The following is a 17,428-nucleotide window of genomic DNA, read 5'->3' as shown; positions in this document are numbered from 1 at the left end:
TAAAGAGAACCAAGGCGGCCTGGGGCCGCCTTTATGTTTTCAGGACGCGGCCAGTTTGCCGGCGTGGTCAGGCGCTTCGCCACGGTTGGCAGGCTGCGTGAAGTAACGGCGGTCTTCCCAGCGCAGCATCGTCAGATCGCCGCCCCAGCAGCAGCCGGTGTCCAGCCCGATCACGCCTTCCGGCGTGCCCTTGCCTTCCAGCGAGGCCCAGTGACCGAAGACGATGGTGTATTCCGCATCCACCAGGCGCGGCAGCTCGAACCACGGCTTCAGCGGAGCCGGCGCGGTGCCCGGCGCATCTTTGCAGATCATGTCGAGCTGGCCGTTGGGGAAGCAGTAGCGCATGCGCGTGAGCGCATTGGTGCTGAAACGCAGGCGAGCCAGCCCGCTCAGCTCCGGCGCCCAGTTGTTCGGCATGTCGCCGTACATGGCGTCGAGAAACAGCGGGTAGCTGTCGCTGCTCAATACCGCTTCCACTTCGTGCGCGCACATTTTCGCGGTGTCGATATCCCACTGCGGGGTGATGCCGGCGTGCGCCATCACCAGCTTTTGCTCATCGTCCACCTGCAGCACCGGTTGGCGGCGCAGCCAGTTGATCAGCTCGTCGGCGTCCGGCGCTTCCAGCAGCGGGGTGATGCGATCTTTGGGTTTGTTGCGGCTGATGCCGGCGTAGACCGCCAGCAGGTGCAGATCGTGGTTGCCCAGCACCATGCGCACCGCCGGGCCGAGTGAGCGCACGAAGCGCAGCACGTCCAGCGAGGCGGGGCCGCGCGCTACCAGGTCGCCGGTCAGCCACAATTGATCGCGCTCGGGATCGAAAGCAGCCTGAGCCAGCAGCGACTTCAGTTCATCGTAACAGCCGTGAACGTCGCCGATAAGGTATGTCGACATAATTAATGGATCAGCGTTGGAATGGCTAAGCGAAACACGGGAATAGCGGTGCGGAACGGTTGACCCTGATGGTCAACCATTTCGTAATGGCCTTCCATGGTGCCCAGCGGCGTTTCCAGAATGGCGCCGCTGGTATACTGAAACTCTCCGCCGGGCGGAATGACGGGCTGTTCGCCGATCACGCCTTCGCCCTGAACTTCGGTTTGGCGGCCGTTGCTGTTGGTGATCAGCCAGTAACGGCCCAGCAGTTGCACGTCGGTCCGCCCCAGATTGCGGATGGTGATGGTATAGGCGAAGACGTAACGCTCTTCTTCAGGGATCGACTGTGATTCCACATAGATGCTCTGAACCTGAATACACACGCGGGGCGAATCAATCATGACAACAACTCCTTATTGCTGCGGCGCTGGATTGGCTGACAGCCAGTTCGCCAGCTTGCAGTACTGCGCCACAGAAATATTTTCTGCTCTGAGCGAAGGATCGACGCCCAGCTCCGTCAGCTGCTCCGGCGTGAACAGGTCGCCCAGGCTATTGCGGATGGTTTTCCGCCGCTGGTTGAACGCCTGCGTGGTGATGCGGCTCAGCATACGCACGTCACTCACCGGGTTCGGCATTACGCTGTGCGGCACCAGGCGCACCACAGCGGAATCGACCTTCGGCGGCGGCGCGAACGCGGTCGGCGGCACTTCCAGCACCGGAATGACGTTGCAGTAGTACTGCGCCATCACGGTCAAACGCCCGTAGGCCTTGCTGTTCGGGCCGGCCACCAGACGGTTGACCACCTCTTTTTGCAACATAAAGTGCATGTCGCGGATTGCCTGAGTATAGCTGAAAAGGTGGAACATCAGCGGCGTCGAAATATTGTACGGCAGGTTACCAAATACGCGCAGCGGTTGGCCAGCTTCCTCGGCCAGTTCGGCGAAATTCACCGTCATGGCGTCCTGCTGGTGGATGGTCAGCTTGTCTTTCAGCTGCGGGTGATTCTCCAGCCGGGTAGCCAGATCGCGGTCCAGCTCGATCACCGTCATGCGATCCATGCGTGCGCCGACCGGCTCGGTCAGGGCACCGAGGCCGGGGCCGATCTCGACCACCGCTTCGCCCGGCTGCGGGTGAATGGCGGAGACAATGCTATCGATGACAAACTGATCGGTTAAAAAGTTTTGTCCAAAGCGTTTGCGGGCAAAGTGCCCTTGGTGGACTCTGTTATTCATTACAATTAATTATCATTTTAATGGCGAGATTCAGGGCCGTTTGGAAACTGCCGACATCGGCGGTGCCGGTGCCGGCCAGTTCCAGAGCGGTACCGTGGTCGACCGAGGTGCGTATGAAAGGCAAACCGAGGGTGATATTCACCGCGCGGCCGAACCCTTGGTATTTTAGCACCGGCAGCCCCTGATCGTGATACATCGCCAGCACCGCATCGGCATCTTGCAGATATTTGGGCTGGAACAGGGTGTCCGCCGGCAGCGGGCCGACAAGATGGATGCCCTCAGCGCGCAGCGCGTCGAGCGCCGGGATGATGGTGTCTATCTCTTCGTGCCCCATATGGCCGCCTTCCCCGGCGTGGGGGTTCAGACCGCAAACGTAAATGTGCGGCCGGGCGATGCCAAATTTGGTTTTCAGATCGTGGTCGAGGATGCGGATGACTTCGAACAGGCTCTGTTGCGTGATGGCGCCCGGCACCGCCAGCAGCGGCAGGTGGGTGGTCGCCAGCGCCACGCGCAGCTCTTCGGTCGCAAGCATCATCACCACGCGATCGCAGCGGCTGCGATCGGCAAAGAATTCGGTATGGCCGATAAACGGCACGCCGGCGTCGTTGATCACGCCCTTGTTCACCGGGCCGGTGATCAGCGCAGCGAATTCGCCGTTCAGGCAGCCGTCGCAGGCGTGCGCCAGGGTTTCCACCACGTAGGCGCTGTTGCCGACGTTCAGCTCCCCGGCGGTGACCGGGTGAGCGAGCGGGACCGGCAGCACGGTCAGCGTGCCGGCGCGTTGCGCTTCGGCCGGTTGCTGCGGCTGGTAGTCGCGCAGCGTCAGCGGTAAGCCTAAACGCTTGGCGCGTTCAAGCAGTAGGGCCGGATCGGCGCACACCACCAGCTCAACAGGCCAATCCTGTTGCGCCAGCGCTGCCACCAAATCCGGCCCAACCCCGGCGGGTTCGCCGGGGGTAATGACGACGCGTTTATTGCTGTGCATCGCTGCCATCGAGGATCTTCACGTAAGCTTGGGCGCGCTGTTCCTGCATCCAGGTCTGCGCTTCTTCGGCGAACTTACGGTTGAACAGCATACGGTAAGCGCGATCTTTTTGCGCGGCGTCGGTCTTATCCACCTGGCGGGTATCCAGCAGCTGGATCAGGTGCCAGCCGAAGGAAGAGTGGACCGGCGCGCTGATTTCACCCTTGCTCAGCTTCAGCAATGCATCGCGGAAGGCCGGATCGTAGATGTCCGGGGAAGCCCAGCCCAGATCGCCGCCCTGCATGGCGGAACCCGGATCTTGCGACAGCTGTTTGGCTTCGTCGGCAAACTTGGCGCGGCCGCTCTTGATCGCTTCCGCAACGGATTGCAGTTTAGCGCGCGCCTGATCGTCGGTCAGCACCACCGAAGGTTTCAGCAGGATGTGACGGGCGTGCACTTCGGTGACCGACACTGACTGGCTGGCGCCGCGGATGTCGTTCACTTTCAGGATGTGGAAGCCGACGCCGGAACGGATTGGGCCGACGACGTCGCCTTTCTTGGCGCTTACCAGACGTTCCGCGAACAGGGTCGGGATCTCTTGCAGCTTGCCCCAGCCCATGTTGCCGCCTTTCAGCGCCTGAGAGTCGGCGGAGTAGGTGATCGCCAGCTTGCCGAAGTCGGCGCCGCTGTTGATCTCACCCACCAGGCGCTTGGCCAGTTCTTCGGCTTTGTCGACCTGCTGCTGAGACGGGTTCTCCGGCAGCGGGATCAGGATGTGGCTGATGTTCATTTCGGTGTCGCTGCCGTTCTGCGCGCCTACCTGTTTCGCCAGCGAGTCGACTTCCTGCGGCAGGATGGTGACGCGGCGGCGCACTTCGTTGTTACGCACTTCGGAGATCAGCATCTCTTTACGGATCTGAGAACGGTAGGTGTTGTAGTTCAACCCTTCGTACGACAGACGGCTACGCAGCTGATCGACGCTCATGCGGTTCTGCGCGGCGATATTGGCGATCGCCTTGTCCAGATCGGCGTCGGACACGGTGATGCCCATTTTCTTGGCCATCTGCAGCTGGATGTTATCCATGATCAGGCGTTCGATGATCTGATGGCGCAGCGTCTTGTCGTCCGGCAGTTGCTGACCGGCTTGTTGAGCGTTGAGCTTCACCGACTGCAACAGTCCGTTGACGTCGCTTTCGAGTACCACGCCGTTATCCACGACGGCGGCGACTTTATCCACTTCTTGGGGTGCTGCGAACGCGGCATTGGCGCAAACCACCAATCCGAGAATAAGCGTTCTCCAGTTCTTCATACATTTCCCATTATGTAATCCGCAAATGCGGGTGAAAGTTCTCGTTTTCAAAGTGTTGCAAAGCGTCAGAATGCGCGCTGATACGGCAGAATGCCGGAGCGCAGCATTTCCGCGGAGCCGAGACTATGATCGCTGCTCAGGCCGCGCAGTTCGACGTTGAACGAAACTCTGTTGTCGTAAACGCTGGTATTGTTGCTGGAGTTCCAGTCGGTAACCTTGCGCTCATAGCCCAGGGTCACTGCCCAGCAGCAGGTGTTGTACTTCAGCCCCACCAGCTGATCGGCGGATTGTTTGGCGCGGGTGTCGTAATAATACGCCCCGACCACCGCCCAACGATCGGCGATCGGCCAGCTGCCGGTGATGCCCACCTGCGAGATGCCGTCCTGGAAGGCCGGAACCTGCCTGGTGTTCAGCGCCGTCTGGATATATTCCGGCGTGGCGTAACGGTAGTTCAACTGCACCACGCGCTCGGCATCCTGGCGGTATTCCACCACGCCGTTGCCCAGCGAAACGCTGTTCAGGCGGGTGTCGTACTGCAGGCCGCCGCGCAGGCCCCAACGATCGTCAATTTTCCAATAGGTATCGCCGGCCCAGGCCACGCTGCCGGTGTCGTCGTTGTTGTCGTAACCGGTCATCCGATCACCGGTACGGGAACGGCTGAAGTAGTAGATTTGACCCACGGAAGCGTTAAAACGTTCAACCAGCGCGTCATCATAAATGCGGGTGGTCAAACCGGTGGAAACGCGGTTCTGTGAAGCGATGCGATCCAGGCCGCTGTAGGTGCGGTCGCGGAACAGGCCGGAGTAGTCGGTCTGCAGCAGCGTGGTGTCGTAGGTGTAGATGTTGCTCTGGTCGCGGTACGGCACGTACAGGTACTGCACGCGCGGCTCCAGCGTCTGGGTAGCGCCTTCGGCCCAGATCATCGGCCGTTCGAATACCAGCTTGCCGTCAACCTTGAACTGCGGCAATACGCGGTTGACCGAATCATCAAGGTCCGGTGCAGCGGCACCTTTGCGGCTCTGATAGTTGGCAGCGAAACCGTCAGGAATATCCTGCTGGTAGTGGGTCGCCATCAGCTTGGCTTCGGTGTTCAGGCTGGCCCAGCCGTTGGTGAGCGGCAGGTTGAGCGTCGGCTCCATATGCAGACGGGTGGCGTCCGGGCTGTACGGGTTGACGCTGGTGAACTTGGCCGCCTGGCCGTAAATATGGAAATCGAACGGGCCGAGGTCGTTTTTGTAGTAGTTTAGATCCAGCTGCGGCTGCACCTTATAGGTGTCAGACCGGGTACGGTCGGTGGTGTCGAAGATCTGGAACTGCTTGGAACTCAGCGTGGCGTTCCAGTTTTCGTTGGCGTAGCCGAGGCTGAATTTCTGCGTGGCGTAGCCGTCGGTGGTGGAACCGTACTTGGAGTCCAGATCGGTGAAGTATTTGTAATCGCTGACCTTGGTGTAGTCGACGTTGAAGCGCCACACCTGATCCATGACGCCGTTGTGGTTCCAGTAGAACAGCCAGCGTTTGCTGTCGTCATTGTCTTTGCCGTATTCCTTGTCGTCCGGCAGCCAGTCGAACTCCATCAGGCCGAGGCCCGGCTGCACCAGATAACGGAACTCGGTCTGCCACTGCAGGCCGCGCTTGGACATATAGTGCGGTGTGATGGTGGCGTCGTAGTTCGGCGCGATGTTCCAGTAGTACGGCAACATGAACTCGAAGCCGTTGTTGCTGCCGTACTTGGCGTTCGGGATCAGGAAGCCGGAACGGCGTTTGTCGCCGACCGGCAGCTGCAGGTACGGGCTGTAGAACACCGGCACGCCGCCGATGCGGAAGCGGGCGTTCCATATTTCCGCCACCTGTTCTTCGCGATCGTGGATCACTTCGGAACCGACCACGCTCCAGCTGTCGTCACCCGGCAGACAGGAGGTAAAGGTGCCGTTTTCCAGAATGGTGTAACGGTTGGCGCCGCGCATTTTCATCTTGTCGGCGTCGCCGCGCCCCTGACGGCCCACCATCTGGTAGTCGCCTTCATAGACGTCGGTATCTTTGGTGTTCAGGTTCGACCAGGCCTTCGGGCCTTTCAGTTTGATCTGATTGTCGCTGTAGTGCACGTCGCCGGTGGCGGTGACGGTACGCACCGGCTCCGTCTGGCCGGGTTTTTCCGTCTGGTTCAGCTCAACTTCTTTGGCGGTCAGGGTGCTGTTGCCCTGCTCGACGCGCACGTTGCCGCTGAACAGGGCGCTTTTCGGGTAGTCGGCGCGCGAGTCATCGGCATTGATGGTCACCGGTTGGCTGTTCGGATCGCCGCTGACCAAAGGCTTGTCGTAAACGGGAACGCCAAGCATGCATTGCTCGGCCAGATCAGCCAGCGCATGCTGACTGTAGAGTGCCGTCCAAATCATCGTGGCCAGCAGTGTTGGGAAACTTTTTTTCATACGCGGTTTTGGTGTTCCGTCATCAGAGGCGTCATGTCCGGCAAACGGTCAGAGACTATATTACTCATCTGCGTTGCGCTAGTGCTAAATCCAGCCGTTTACTTGCGTCGTCGTTAGGCGCAAAGATAAATGACAGGTATGATAATCCAAATTCTAGGAAAAATCGCCTGCACCCTTTCCTGAAGCGAAGGGGAGTGGGCGGCTTTCGGCATGATAATTGAGGAGTATATGCAGTATTGGGGAAAACTGCTCGGCGTCATCGTCGCCATCTGGTCTGGCGCGGGATTCTGGGGTGTAGTTCTGGGGCTGATTATCGGTCATATGATCGATACGGCGCGCAGCAACAAGCGCAGCCGGGGGTTCTTCACCGACCAGCAAACGCGGCAAACGCTGTTTTTCCGCACCACTTTTCAGGTGATGGGCCACCTGACCAAATCCAAAGGACGCGTTACCGAGGCGGATATCCAGATCGCCAGCCTGTTCATGGATCGCCTGCAGCTGCACGGCGAAGCACGCACCGCGGCGCAGCAGGCGTTCCGCGAGGGCAAACAGAGCCAGTTCCCGCTGCGTGAGACGCTGCAGCAGTTCCGCAGCATCTGTTTTGGCCGCTTCGATTTGATTCGGATGTTTCTGGAAATTCAGATTCAGGCGGCGTTCGCCGACGGCTCGCTGCACCCGAACGAACGCCAGGTGCTGTACGTCATCGCTGAAGAGCTGGGCATTTCGCGCGCGCAGTTCGACCAGTTCCTCAGCATGATGGAAGGTGGGCGCCAGTTCGGCGGCGGTCAGCAGGGCGGATATTCGCAGGGCGGCTATCAGCAGGCTCAGCGCGGCCCGACGCTCGACGACGCGTGCAAGGTGCTCGGCGTGCGCAGCAGCGACGATGCCGCCACCATCAAACGCGCCTACCGCAAACTGATGAGCGAACACCATCCGGATAAGCTGGTGGCGAAAGGCTTGCCGCCGCAGATGATGGAAATGGCCAAGCAGAAAGCGCAGGAGATTCAGGCGGCGTACGACCTGATCAAACGCGAGAAAGGTTTTAAATAAGCGATGTAAGCGGGCCCGGTATGCTGGGCCCGTTGGGTTTTAGCCTTAGAAATCCGGCTCGGCGCGAAAGTGCATCGGCGTCTGGGAGGCGGGGTGGGTGATGCGCAGCTCTTGCGCATGCAGCTGCAGCCGCGGCGCCATCGCCTTGGCCTCCGGCGGGGCGTAGAAACCGTCGCCGAGGATCGGATGCCCCAGCGCCAGCATGTGCACCCGCAGCTGGTGCGAGCGGCCGGTGATCGGCGTTAGCTTCACGCGGGTGCTGCCGTCGGCGTCGCGCGAGAGCACCAGATATTCCGTTTGCGCCGCTTTGCCGGTGTCAAAACACACTTTCTGCAGCGGCCGGTTCGGCCAATCGCAGATCAGCGGCAAGTCCACTAACCCTTCGTCATGCTCCATATGCCCCCAAACGCGGGCGATATAGGATTTCTTCGGTTCGCGTTCGCGAAACTGACGCTTCAGCTCACGCTCGGCGGCCTTGTTGAGCGCCACCACGATCACCCCGCTGGTGGCCATATCCAGCCGGTGCACCGATTCGGCGGCCGGATGATCAGCCTGAATACGGGTCATCAGGCTGTCTTTGTTTTCCGGCGCGCGGCCGGGCACCGACAGCAAGCCGCTGGGCTTGTTGACCACCATGATGTGTTCATCCTGATACAGGATGTGCAGCGGGTCCTGCGGGGGATTGTAGGGTTCCATCTTGGCTCCGCGATAAGGGCCGAACGGGGAGGCGGTTGCCTCCCCGCGTCGCGCCGGTTACTGGTGGGTGACCACCACCAGACGAATGGCGTCCAGACGCCAGCCGGCTTCATTAAGGTTGGCCAGCACCTGACGGCGGTTGAACTCCAGCGCTTCGACTTCGTCGTCGCGGATGTTCGGGTTGACCGCCTTCAGCGCTTCCAGACGCGCCAGCTCGGCGCTCAGCTTGTCGTCGGCCTCTTGCTTCGCCTGTTCGATAAGCGTGCGCGCCTGCGCTTCCACCAGGCTTTCCGCCTGCTGCAGCATGGCGTGCACGTCTTGCTGCACGGCGTTGACCAGCTTGCTGGAGGTGTGGCGATTGACCGCGTTCAGCTGGCGGTTGAAGCTTTCGAACTCGACCTGCGCCGCCAGGTTGGTGCCCTTGCGGTCCATCAGCATGCGGATCGGCGTCGGCGGCAGGAAGCGGGTCAGCTGCAGGTGCTTCGGCGCCTGGGCTTCTACCACGTAAACCAGCTCAACCAGCAGGGTGCCGACCGGCAACGCTTTGTTTTTCAACAGGGACACTGCGCAGCTGCCGGTGTCGCCGGACAGGATCAGATCCAGGCCGTTGCGGATGATCGGGTGCTCCCAGCTGACGAACTGCGCGTCTTCGCGCGACAGCGCCCGATCGCGGTCGAAGGTGACGGTGCAGCCGTCCTGCGGCAGGCCCGGGAAGTCCGGCACCAGCATATGATCGGACGGCGTCAGCACGATCAGGTTGTCGCTGCGGTCTTCCTGATTGATGCCGACGATGTCGAACAGGTTGAGCGCGAAGCCCACCAGATTGACGTCGTTATCCTGCTCGGCGATGGCGGCAGCCAGCGCCTGGGCTTTGTCGCCGCCGTTGGAGTGCATCTCCAGCAGGCGGTCGCGGCCCTGTTCCAGCTGCGCTTTCAACTGATCGTGCTGCTGGCGGCAGGCGTGGATGAATTCGTCGAAGCCTTCCTGTTCGGTCGGCGCGGCCAGATAGCCGATCAACTGCTCGTAGCAGCTGTCGTAGATGGTGCGGCCGGTCGGGCAGGTGTGTTCGAAGGCATCCAGCCCCTCGTGGAACCAGCGGCCCAGCACCGCCTGCGCGGTGTGCTCCAGGTAAGGCACCATGATTTGGATATCGTGCATCTGGCCGATACGGTCCAAACGGCCGATACGCTGCTCCAGCAGATCCGGGTTGAACGGCAGATCGAACATCACCAGCTGGCTGGCGAACTGGAAGTTGCGGCCTTCGGAGCCGATCTCGGAACACAGCAGCACTTGTGCGCCTTCCTCTTCGGAAGCGAAGTAGGCGGCGGCGCGGTCGCGCTCGATGATCGACAGCCCTTCGTGGAACACCGCGGCGCGGATCGCTTCACGCTCGCGCAGCACCTGCTCCAGCTGCAGCGCGGTGTCGGCTTTGGCGCAGATCACCAGCACTTTTTCGTTGCGGTTGGCCAGCAGGTAGTCCAGCAGCCACTCGACGCGCGGGTCGAAGTTCCACCAGGTGGCGTTTTCGCCTTCGAATTCCTGGTAGATCTGCTCTGGGTACAGCATGTCGCGCGCGCGCGCTTCGACGGACTTCTTGGCTCCCATGATGCCGGAGACTTTGATCGCGGTCTGGTACTGGGTCGGCAACGGCAGCTTGATCTGGTGCAGGTTGCGGTGCGGGAAGCCCTTCACGCCGTTACGGGTGTTGCGGAACAGCACGCGGCTGGTGCCGTGGCGATCCATCAGCATGGAAACCAGCTCCTGACGCGCCTGCTCGGCGTTGTCACCTTCGCTGTTGGCGGCTTTGAGCAGCGGTTCGATGTCCTGCTCGTCGATCAGCTCGCCCAGCAGGTTCAATTTGTCGTCGGCCAGGCGCTCACCGCTCAGCAGCAGGGTGACGGCGTCGGCCACCGGGCGGTATTTCTGCTGCTCGGCGACGAACTCGCCGTAGTCGTGGAAACGGTTCGGATCGAGCAGGCGCAGGCGCGCGAAGTGGCTCTGTTGGCCCAGCTGCTCCGGGGTGGCGGTCAGCAGCAGCACGCCGGGGATGTGCTCGGCCAGCTGTTCGATCACCTGATATTCGCGGCTCGGCGCTTCTTCGCTCCAGGCCAGGTGGTGCGCTTCGTCGACCACCAGCAGATCCCACTGGGCGTCCGCCAGCTCTTCCAGGCGCTGCTTGTTGCGGCGCACGAAGTCCAGCGAGCAGATCACCAGCTGTTCGGTTTCGAACGGGTTGCTGCTGTCGAGCTTGGCTTCGGCGTAGCGGCTGTCGTCGAACAGCGAGAAGTAGAGGTTGAAGCGGCGCATCATCTCCACCAGCCACTGGTGCTGCAGCGTTTCCGGCACCACGATCAGCACGCGCTCGGCGCGGCCCGCCAGCAGCTGCTGGTGGATGATCATGCCGGCTTCGATGGTTTTGCCGAGGCCGACTTCGTCCGCCAGCAGAACGCGCGGCGCATGGCGCTGGCCGACTTCATGGGCGATGTGCAACTGGTGCGGGATCAGGCTGGCGCGCATGCCGCGCAGGCCGGCGAACGGCAGGCGATACTGCTCGCTCTGGTATTTGCGCGCGCGGAAACGCAGCGCGAAACGGTCCATGCGGTCAATTTGGCCGGCGAACAGGCGATCCTGCGGTTTGCTGAAGGTCAGCTTGCTGTCCAGCAGGACTTCGCGCATCGCCACGCCGCTTTCCTGGGTGTCCTGGCGGGTGCCGATATAGGTCAACAGACCGTTTTCCTCTTTCACCTCTTCCACCTGCAGCTGCCACCCCTCGTGGCTGCTGACGGTATCGCCCGGGTTGAACATCACGCGGGTGATCGGCGAATCGTTTCTGGCATAGAGGCGGTTTTCACCGGTGGCGGGGAAAAGCAGGGTAATCATGCGCGCGTCCAGCGCCACGACGGTGCCCAGTCCTAATTCGCTTTCCGTGTCGCTGATCCAGCGTTGACCAAGAGTAAAAGGCATATATTGTCGGCTCGATTCTTTGTAAGTAAGTCTTGTTACCGGGCGGGAAGGGCCGCGGCACCTGTACTGAACGTCTGCTAATCCCGGTTTGTTTTAAATTTGACGGGCAATAGCCATTCACGCCATGCAGACGTCGCGAGACGGCAGGGCTAAGCGTGGTTCAGTTTTGGGAAGGGCGCTATGGTAATGGAAGGCGGCGCGTTCGTCACCTGCAAAACCGGATGATTTTTCTTAACCTGGCGCAATCTCAAAACAGCCCCATCTGCCCGGTGACCAGCGTGGTGAAGTCGTCGTGCAAGAAAGGGAGTATAGCGTCTGCCACCGGTTGCAGCTGGCGTTCGAGGTAGTGCTGATAGTCGATGGGGGAATGGCGCGTCTCCAGCGGTTCCGGCCCGGCGACGGTCATCACGTAGCTGATCCAGCCGCCGTTCTGATACTGCAGCGGCCGCCCCTGGCTGCGGTTGTAATCGTCGGCGATGCGCGCGGCGCGGGCGTGCGGCGGCACGTTGCGCTGATAGTCGTCGAGTTTCCTGCGCAGGCGTTTGCGGTACACCAGCTGATCGTCGAAGTCGCCGTTCAGGGTTTTGCCGACGTAGTCGCGCACATAGTCCTGGTAGGGTTGCCGTTTGAAGATGCGCTGATAGAGTTGCTGCTGGAACTGCTGCGCCAGCGGCGTCCAGTCGGTGCGTACCGTTTCCAGGCCTTTGTACACCATCTCTTCCTCGCCGCCGGCGCGTGCGATCAGGCCGGCGTAGCGTTTCTTGCTGCCCTGTTCGGCGCCGCGAATGGTCGGCATCAGGAAGCGCGAATAGTGGGTTTCGAACTCCAGCTCCAGCGCGTTCTCCAGCCCGAACTGCTGCTGCAGATGCTGCTGCCACCAGGCGTTGACCCGCTGCACCAGCGCCCGGCCGATCTGCGCCGCCTGCTGCTCATCATGCGGCTGTTTCAGCCACACGAAGGTGGAGTCTGTGTCGCCGTAAATCACCTGATAGCCTTCGGCTTCGATCAGTTCGCGGGTTTGGCGCATGATCTCGTGGCCGCGCAAGGTGATCGACGACGCCAGCCGCGGATCGAAGAAGCGGCAGCCGCTCGATCCCAGCACGCCGTACAGCGCGTTCATGATGATCTTCAGCGCCTGCGACAGGGGCTTGTTGTGCTGGCGCTTGGCGGCTTCGCGCCCCTGCCAGATCTGCTCGACGATCGCCGGCAGGCAGTGTTTGCTGCGCGAGAAGCGGGCGTTGCGAAAGCCGGGCACCGAATCGGCGTCGTTTGGGTGGCGCATGCCTTCCACCAACCCGACCGGATCGATCAGGAAGGTGCGGATGATCGACGGATACAGGCTTTTATAGTCCAGCACCAGCACTGAATCGTACAGGCCGGGCTGGGAGTCCATCACGAATCCGCCGGGGCTGTGTTCCTCCGGCTGTTCGCCGAGGTTGGGGGCGACAAAGCCCAGGCGGTGCATGCGCGGCATATAGAGGTGGCTGAAGGCCGCCACCGATCCGCCGCTGCGATCGGCCGCCAGCCCGGTGACGGTGGCGCGTTCCAGCAGGAAGTTGAGCAGATCGGCCTTGGCGAAGATGCGCGTCACCAGCTCGCAGTCCTTCAGGTTGTAGCGGGCCAGCGCCGGCTTGTCTTCGGCGAAGCGTCGGTCGATCTCCGCCATGCGCTGATAAGGGTTGTCGATCGCCTTGCCTTCGCCCAGCAGTGCCTGCGAAACGTATTCCAGGCTGAAGGAGGGGAAGTTCCAGGTGGCGGATTTCAGCGCTTCGATGCCGTCGATGATCAGGCGGCCGGCGGCGGCGGCGAAAAAGTGGTTCTGTTTGAAGCCGTGCTCGCGCCACTCCAGCAGGTTGCCGCCGCGCCCCAGCCGCAGCGGGATCTGGTAGCGTTCGGCGTGCTTTTGCAGCACCCGCAGATCGAACTGCACCAGGTTCCAGCCGATGATGGCGTCAGGATCGTGGCGCTCCAGCCACGCGTTCAACCGTTCCAGCAGCTGGGGGCGGCTGGCGCAGTATTCCAGATCGAAATCCAGCGGCGCATCGCCGCCGTTGGCCGGCCCCAGCATGTAGACCTGGCGCTGGCCGCAGCCTTCCAGCGCTATGGAGTAAAGTTCGCCGTGGGCGGTGGTTTCGATATCCAGCGACACCAGTCTGAGCGTCGGGCGGTAGTCCGGCGCCGGCTTCATCTGGCCATTGAGCAACGGCCCATCGCCGTTGCCCTGGCCGTTGAACCATACCGGCGCGGTGATGAAGCGTTCCATCAGGTAGCGCTCGGGCGGGCGAATGTCGGCCTCGTAGACCGTAACGCCGCCTTCCCGCAGCAGTTTTTCCAGCTTGATGAGCTGACGGTGCTGGCGGCAGTACAGCCCCAGCATCGGGCGGTGATGAAAATCCGTCAGCGCCAGCGGTTTCAGTTCGACTTGCCGTTCTTCGCGCAGCAGCTGTTCCGCGCGCGGCTTTTGTTCGGCGGGGATAAACGCCACCGAGGTTTGCGGCGGTAGACGCAACTGACGCGGGCCCGCGTCGGTCGCCAGCCAAAATTCGACCTCGGTGCCGGCGGGCGTGTCGCGCCAGTGGCGAGTGAGCAGGAAACCCTGTTGCAGTGCTGTCATAACCCCTTCGTCTTCCGCCGGGCGGCGTGCGCGACATTCAGCGAGATGTCGGTTTTGGCGCTAATATAGATAAATTATAGTATGGGTTTTTATACAGTGATTGTCCATTGCCGTGCGGCGTTGCCAAATACGCATACAATTCATCGATTGACTCGTCTGCGGCTGCACTGGAAAATCCTTCGCCCCGTTTGGCCGAATAATCCGCAGAGGTGTAATGGAAGCCTATTTACAAGATTTGATCACCCAGTCACTGGCTTTCACCCTGATGGTCGTCCTGCTGGTCGCTTTTCTCGAGTCGCTGGCGCTGGTAGGGCTGCTGCTGCCCGGCACGGTGATGATGGCCAGCATCGGCGCCCTGATCGGCAGCGGCAAGGTGGACTTCTACTACGCCTGGGCGGCGGGGATCGTCGGCTGCCTGCTCGGCGACTGGATCTCCTATTTCGTCGGCCGCGCCTTCAAAGGGCCCTTGCACCGCTGGTCATTCCTGAAGAAGAACAAAGCGCTGCTCGACAAAACCGAACACGCCTTGCACCAGCACAGCATGGCGACCGTTCTGATCGGCCGCTTCGTTGGCCCGACGCGCCCGCTGGTGCCGATGGTGGCCGGCATGCTCGATCTGCCGCCGTACAAGTTTGCCTTGCCGAACATCATCGGCTGCCTGACCTGGCCGCCGGTCTATTTTTTCCCCGGCATCCTGGCGGGCGTGGCGATCGACATTCCCGCCGGCGCCAACAGCGCGATGTTCAAGTGGCTGCTGCTCGCCGCGGCGCTCACCCTCTGGCTGGCGGTGTGGCTGAGCTGGCGCTGGTGGCGTGAGGGCAAGCGTAACGCCGATCGGCTGAGCCGCTGGCTGACGCCGCTGCGGCTGCGCGTAGTGTGCGCCGTGAGTTGGCTGGCGGCGCTGGCGGTCGGTTATCTGCTGAGCCAGCAGCCGCTGATGCCGGTGTATCGGCACCTGTTGTGGCAGGTGCTGTCCGGGCAATCATCATAATGGATAGGGGGCGTCAGCCCCCCGTTCGCCTTACTGGAAGAACGCTTCCAGCTGTTCAAATACCCGCACGTCTTCGCTGTGGCGCTTCACCTGCAGCACGTCTTCCAGCTTTTCCACCTGGCTTATCATCTGCTCCAGCCGTTGGTCGTCGGCGACCAGTAGCCAAATGCGGCTCTGCTGGCCGTCCTTCAGCGGCAGACATAGAATGCCTTCGACGTTGAATGCGCGGCGAGCGAACAGCCCGCAAACGTGCGACATGACGCCGGGATGGTTGCGCACGGCCAGCTCCAGGATCACCTGGGGTTTATCTTGTGGTTGCAGCATGGCTTATTCTCCAATCATGTCGATGTTGGCGGCGCCCGGCGGCACCATCGGGAACACTTTTTCGTTGATGTCGATCAGCGCGTGGATCAGGCAGGGGCCCGGGCGTTGGATCGCTTCGGCCAGCGCGGCCTGCGGATCTTCCGCGGCGTTCAAATCGCAGGTATCCAGCCCGAATCCGGCGGCGATCTTCAGGAAGTCGGTGCGCTTCGGATAGGCGGCGGCGAAGATGCGCTGCTGGTAGAACAGGGTTTGCTGCTGGTGCACCAGCCCCAGCGCCTGGTTGTTCATCAAAATGATTTTCACGTCCAGATCGTGTTCGACGGCGGTGGCCATTTCCTGAATGTTCATCATCAGGCTGCCGTCGCCGGAGAAGCACAGCACTTTGCGCTCGGGCTCCGCCAGCGCCGCGCCGATCGCCGCCGGCAGACCGAAGCCCATGGTGCCCAGCCCGCCCGACGTCAGCCACTGGCGCGGCCGGCTCAGCGGATAGGCCTGTGCCACCCACATCTGATGCTGGCCCACGTCGGTGGTGATAATGGCGCTGTCGTCCACGCAGCGCGCGGCGGCCAGCACCAGGCCGTAATGGCTCAGCGGATCGTCGGCGTTCGGCATGTTGAACGGGAACTCGCGCTTCAGGTCGTTGACGGTGCTCAGCCACGCGCTGCGTGGCTGCGTGTCGATCTGCGGCAGCAGCTGTTGCAGTACCTGGCCGACGTCGGCATGGATCGCCACGTTGGCCTGTTTGACCTTGCCCAGCTCGGCGCGGTCGATATCCACGTGAATGATGGCGGCGTTAGGGCAGAACTGCTCGGTTTTGCCGATTGCCCGATCGTCGAAGCGCGCGCCCAGCACGATCAGCAGATCCGCCTCCTGCAGAATGAAGTTGGTGCTGCGCGCCGCGTGCATGCCCAGCATGCCCAGCGACAGCGGGTGTTCCACCGGCATCGCCCCCAGCGCCATCAGCGTCATGGTGGTAGGCAGACCGGCGCGTTCGGCCAGTTCCAGCACCTGGCGGTGAGCGTCGGCGCAGATGATGCCGCCGCCCAGGTAGAGGATCGGGCGTTTCGCCTGGTTGATCATCGTGGCGGCCTGCGAAACCAGCGCCGGATCGAAGCTCGGTGCGGCGTCCGGTACGGCAATCGGCGGCAGCTCTTCCAGGGTGATGGTGGCGGTCTGCACGTCTTTCGGCACATCGATCCAGACCGGGCCGGGGCGGCCGGACTCGGCGATGCGGAACGCGTCGCCGATTACCTGTGGCAGTTCGCGGATATCGCGTACCAGATGGTTGTGCTTGGTGATCGGAATGGAAATGCCATAGGTGTCCACCTCCTGGAAGGCGTCGGTACCGATCATCGAGGAGGGCACCTGACCGGTGATGCACACCAGCGGAATGGAGTCGAGCTTGGCGTCGGCGATGGCGGTGACCAGGTTGGTGGCGCCCGGCCCGCTGGAGGCGATGCATACCGCCGCTTTGCCGTTGGCGCGCGCCATGCCGTGCGCCATAAAGCCCGCGCCCTGTTCGTGGCGCGCCAGCACGTGGTGTATGCGGGTGCTTTGGCTCAGCGCGTCATACAGCGGCAGCGCCGCGCCACCGGGAATGCCGGCGACGGTGGTGATGCCCTGCCGCTCCAGCAGATGAACGATCAATTGTGCGCCGGTGAAGCTGGTGCCCGGCTGAGGCGTGCCCGAAGTTGCCATGTTCCTGTCCTTTCTCAAGGCCGGTGAGCTTTTCTGGGCAGGGTGCTAAAACAAGAAACCCCGCCCGGTTTGCGCCGGCGGGGTTTGGGAATCGATGCGTTGATTCGGACCCTACGGCGCATTGCCGACGACCACCACCACACGCACGACGACCACCGCGGCTGGTAGCGCGGTAACTAGTAGGGTCGAAGTCAGCGAGGATGCGATCACAGGGAACCTTATCATCAGTAAAAAAAGTCAGGTTTTTATAAAAGCACAGGCGCAAAATTCGCACAACAGGTTTATTGGCG

Annotated in this window: 14 protein-coding genes; 2 read left to right on the top strand and 12 right to left on the bottom strand. The window is 61.8% G+C overall.

The features are described 5' to 3' along the window. Positions 1-39: 39 nt before the first annotated feature. The 6 genes from apaH to lptD form a co-directional block, all read right to left on the bottom strand. A complete protein-coding gene (gene apaH, locus ACJ8HT_RS04255; protein WP_197652740.1) occupies positions 40-891 on the bottom strand; it encodes a bis(5'-nucleosyl)-tetraphosphatase (symmetrical) ApaH in 852 nt (283 codons plus the stop codon). Positions 892-893: 2 nt separating this feature from the next. Next, the gene (gene apaG, locus ACJ8HT_RS04250; protein WP_016929119.1) at positions 894-1,271 is read right to left on the bottom strand and encodes a Co2+/Mg2+ efflux protein ApaG; all 378 of its coding nucleotides are present in this window, start codon (positions 1,269-1,271) and stop codon (positions 894-896) included. Between the two features lie 12 nt (positions 1,272-1,283). Beyond that, complete coding sequence (gene rsmA, locus ACJ8HT_RS04245) at positions 1,284-2,102, bottom strand: 16S rRNA (adenine(1518)-N(6)/adenine(1519)-N(6))-dimethyltransferase RsmA (RefSeq protein WP_194573066.1); 819 nt, start codon at positions 2,100-2,102, stop codon at positions 1,284-1,286. Then, complete coding sequence (gene pdxA, locus ACJ8HT_RS04240) at positions 2,095-3,087, bottom strand: 4-hydroxythreonine-4-phosphate dehydrogenase PdxA (RefSeq protein ID WP_103774182.1); 993 nt, start codon at positions 3,085-3,087, stop codon at positions 2,095-2,097. The genes rsmA and pdxA overlap by 8 nt, the downstream gene beginning before the upstream one ends. Then, positions 3,074-4,375: a peptidylprolyl isomerase SurA gene (gene surA / locus ACJ8HT_RS04235; protein WP_123893468.1), complete on the bottom strand. Its 1,302-nt coding sequence runs from the start codon at positions 4,373-4,375 to the stop codon at positions 3,074-3,076. The genes pdxA and surA overlap by 14 nt, the downstream gene beginning before the upstream one ends. Before the next feature lie 65 nt (positions 4,376-4,440). After that, a complete protein-coding gene (lptD, locus tag ACJ8HT_RS04230) occupies positions 4,441-6,801 on the bottom strand; it encodes an LPS assembly protein LptD (RefSeq protein ID WP_194573064.1) in 2,361 nt (786 codons plus the stop codon). 228 nt (positions 6,802-7,029) lie between these two features. Between lptD and djlA the strand changes: the two genes are divergently transcribed. Then, positions 7,030-7,851 (top strand): co-chaperone DjlA, encoded by an 822-nt coding sequence (gene djlA / locus ACJ8HT_RS04225; RefSeq protein ID WP_015376627.1) that lies wholly within the window; start codon positions 7,030-7,032, stop codon positions 7,849-7,851. Positions 7,852-7,896: 45 nt separating this feature from the next. Here djlA and rluA read toward each other — a convergent pair whose 3' ends face one another. The 3 genes from rluA to ACJ8HT_RS04210 all read right to left on the bottom strand — a co-directional run bounded on the left by rluA (position 7,897) and on the right by ACJ8HT_RS04210 (position 14,125). After that, on the bottom strand, positions 7,897-8,547 hold the full coding sequence (rluA, locus tag ACJ8HT_RS04220) for a bifunctional tRNA pseudouridine(32) synthase/23S rRNA pseudouridine(746) synthase RluA (RefSeq protein WP_194573062.1): 651 nt from the start codon (positions 8,545-8,547) through the stop codon (positions 7,897-7,899). 57 nt (positions 8,548-8,604) lie between these two features. Further along, positions 8,605-11,511, bottom strand: a complete 2,907-nt coding sequence (rapA, locus tag ACJ8HT_RS04215) for an RNA polymerase-associated protein RapA (protein ID WP_070915012.1) — start codon at positions 11,509-11,511, stop codon at positions 8,605-8,607. Positions 11,512-11,758: 247 nt separating this feature from the next. After that, entirely contained in the window at positions 11,759-14,125 is a 2,367-nt protein-coding gene (locus ACJ8HT_RS04210; protein WP_084826860.1) for a DNA polymerase II, read from the bottom strand. 214 nt (positions 14,126-14,339) lie between these two features. Here ACJ8HT_RS04210 and ACJ8HT_RS04205 point away from each other — a divergent pair, with 214 nt between their 5' ends. Next, on the top strand, positions 14,340-15,116 hold the full coding sequence (locus ACJ8HT_RS04205) for a DedA family protein (RefSeq protein ID WP_038873425.1): 777 nt from the start codon (positions 14,340-14,342) through the stop codon (positions 15,114-15,116). 30 nt (positions 15,117-15,146) lie between these two features. Here the strand turns inward: ACJ8HT_RS04205 and ilvN are convergent, their stop codons facing one another. The 3 genes from ilvN to ivbL form a co-directional block, all read right to left on the bottom strand. After that, entirely contained in the window at positions 15,147-15,440 is a 294-nt protein-coding gene (gene ilvN / locus ACJ8HT_RS04200) for an acetolactate synthase small subunit (protein ID WP_016929110.1), read from the bottom strand. Positions 15,441-15,443: 3 nt separating this feature from the next. Continuing rightward, a complete protein-coding gene (gene ilvB, locus ACJ8HT_RS04195; protein WP_197652739.1) occupies positions 15,444-17,138 on the bottom strand; it encodes an acetolactate synthase large subunit in 1,695 nt (564 codons plus the stop codon). A 111-nt stretch (positions 17,139-17,249) separates the two neighbouring features. Continuing rightward, positions 17,250-17,363 carry an ilvB operon leader peptide IvbL gene (gene ivbL, locus ACJ8HT_RS04190; RefSeq protein ID WP_154747116.1) on the bottom strand — a complete coding sequence of 38 codons (114 nt, stop codon included), beginning with the start codon at positions 17,361-17,363 and terminating at the stop codon, positions 17,250-17,252. Positions 17,364-17,428: the final 65 nt, after the last annotated feature.

Source organism: Serratia sp. CY44782 (genome assembly GCF_052168715.1).
Taxonomy (GTDB): domain Bacteria; phylum Pseudomonadota; class Gammaproteobacteria; order Enterobacterales; family Enterobacteriaceae; genus Serratia; species Serratia nevei.
Note: the sequence above shows the minus strand (reverse complement) of the source record. Positions and strands in the feature narration are given on the sequence as shown.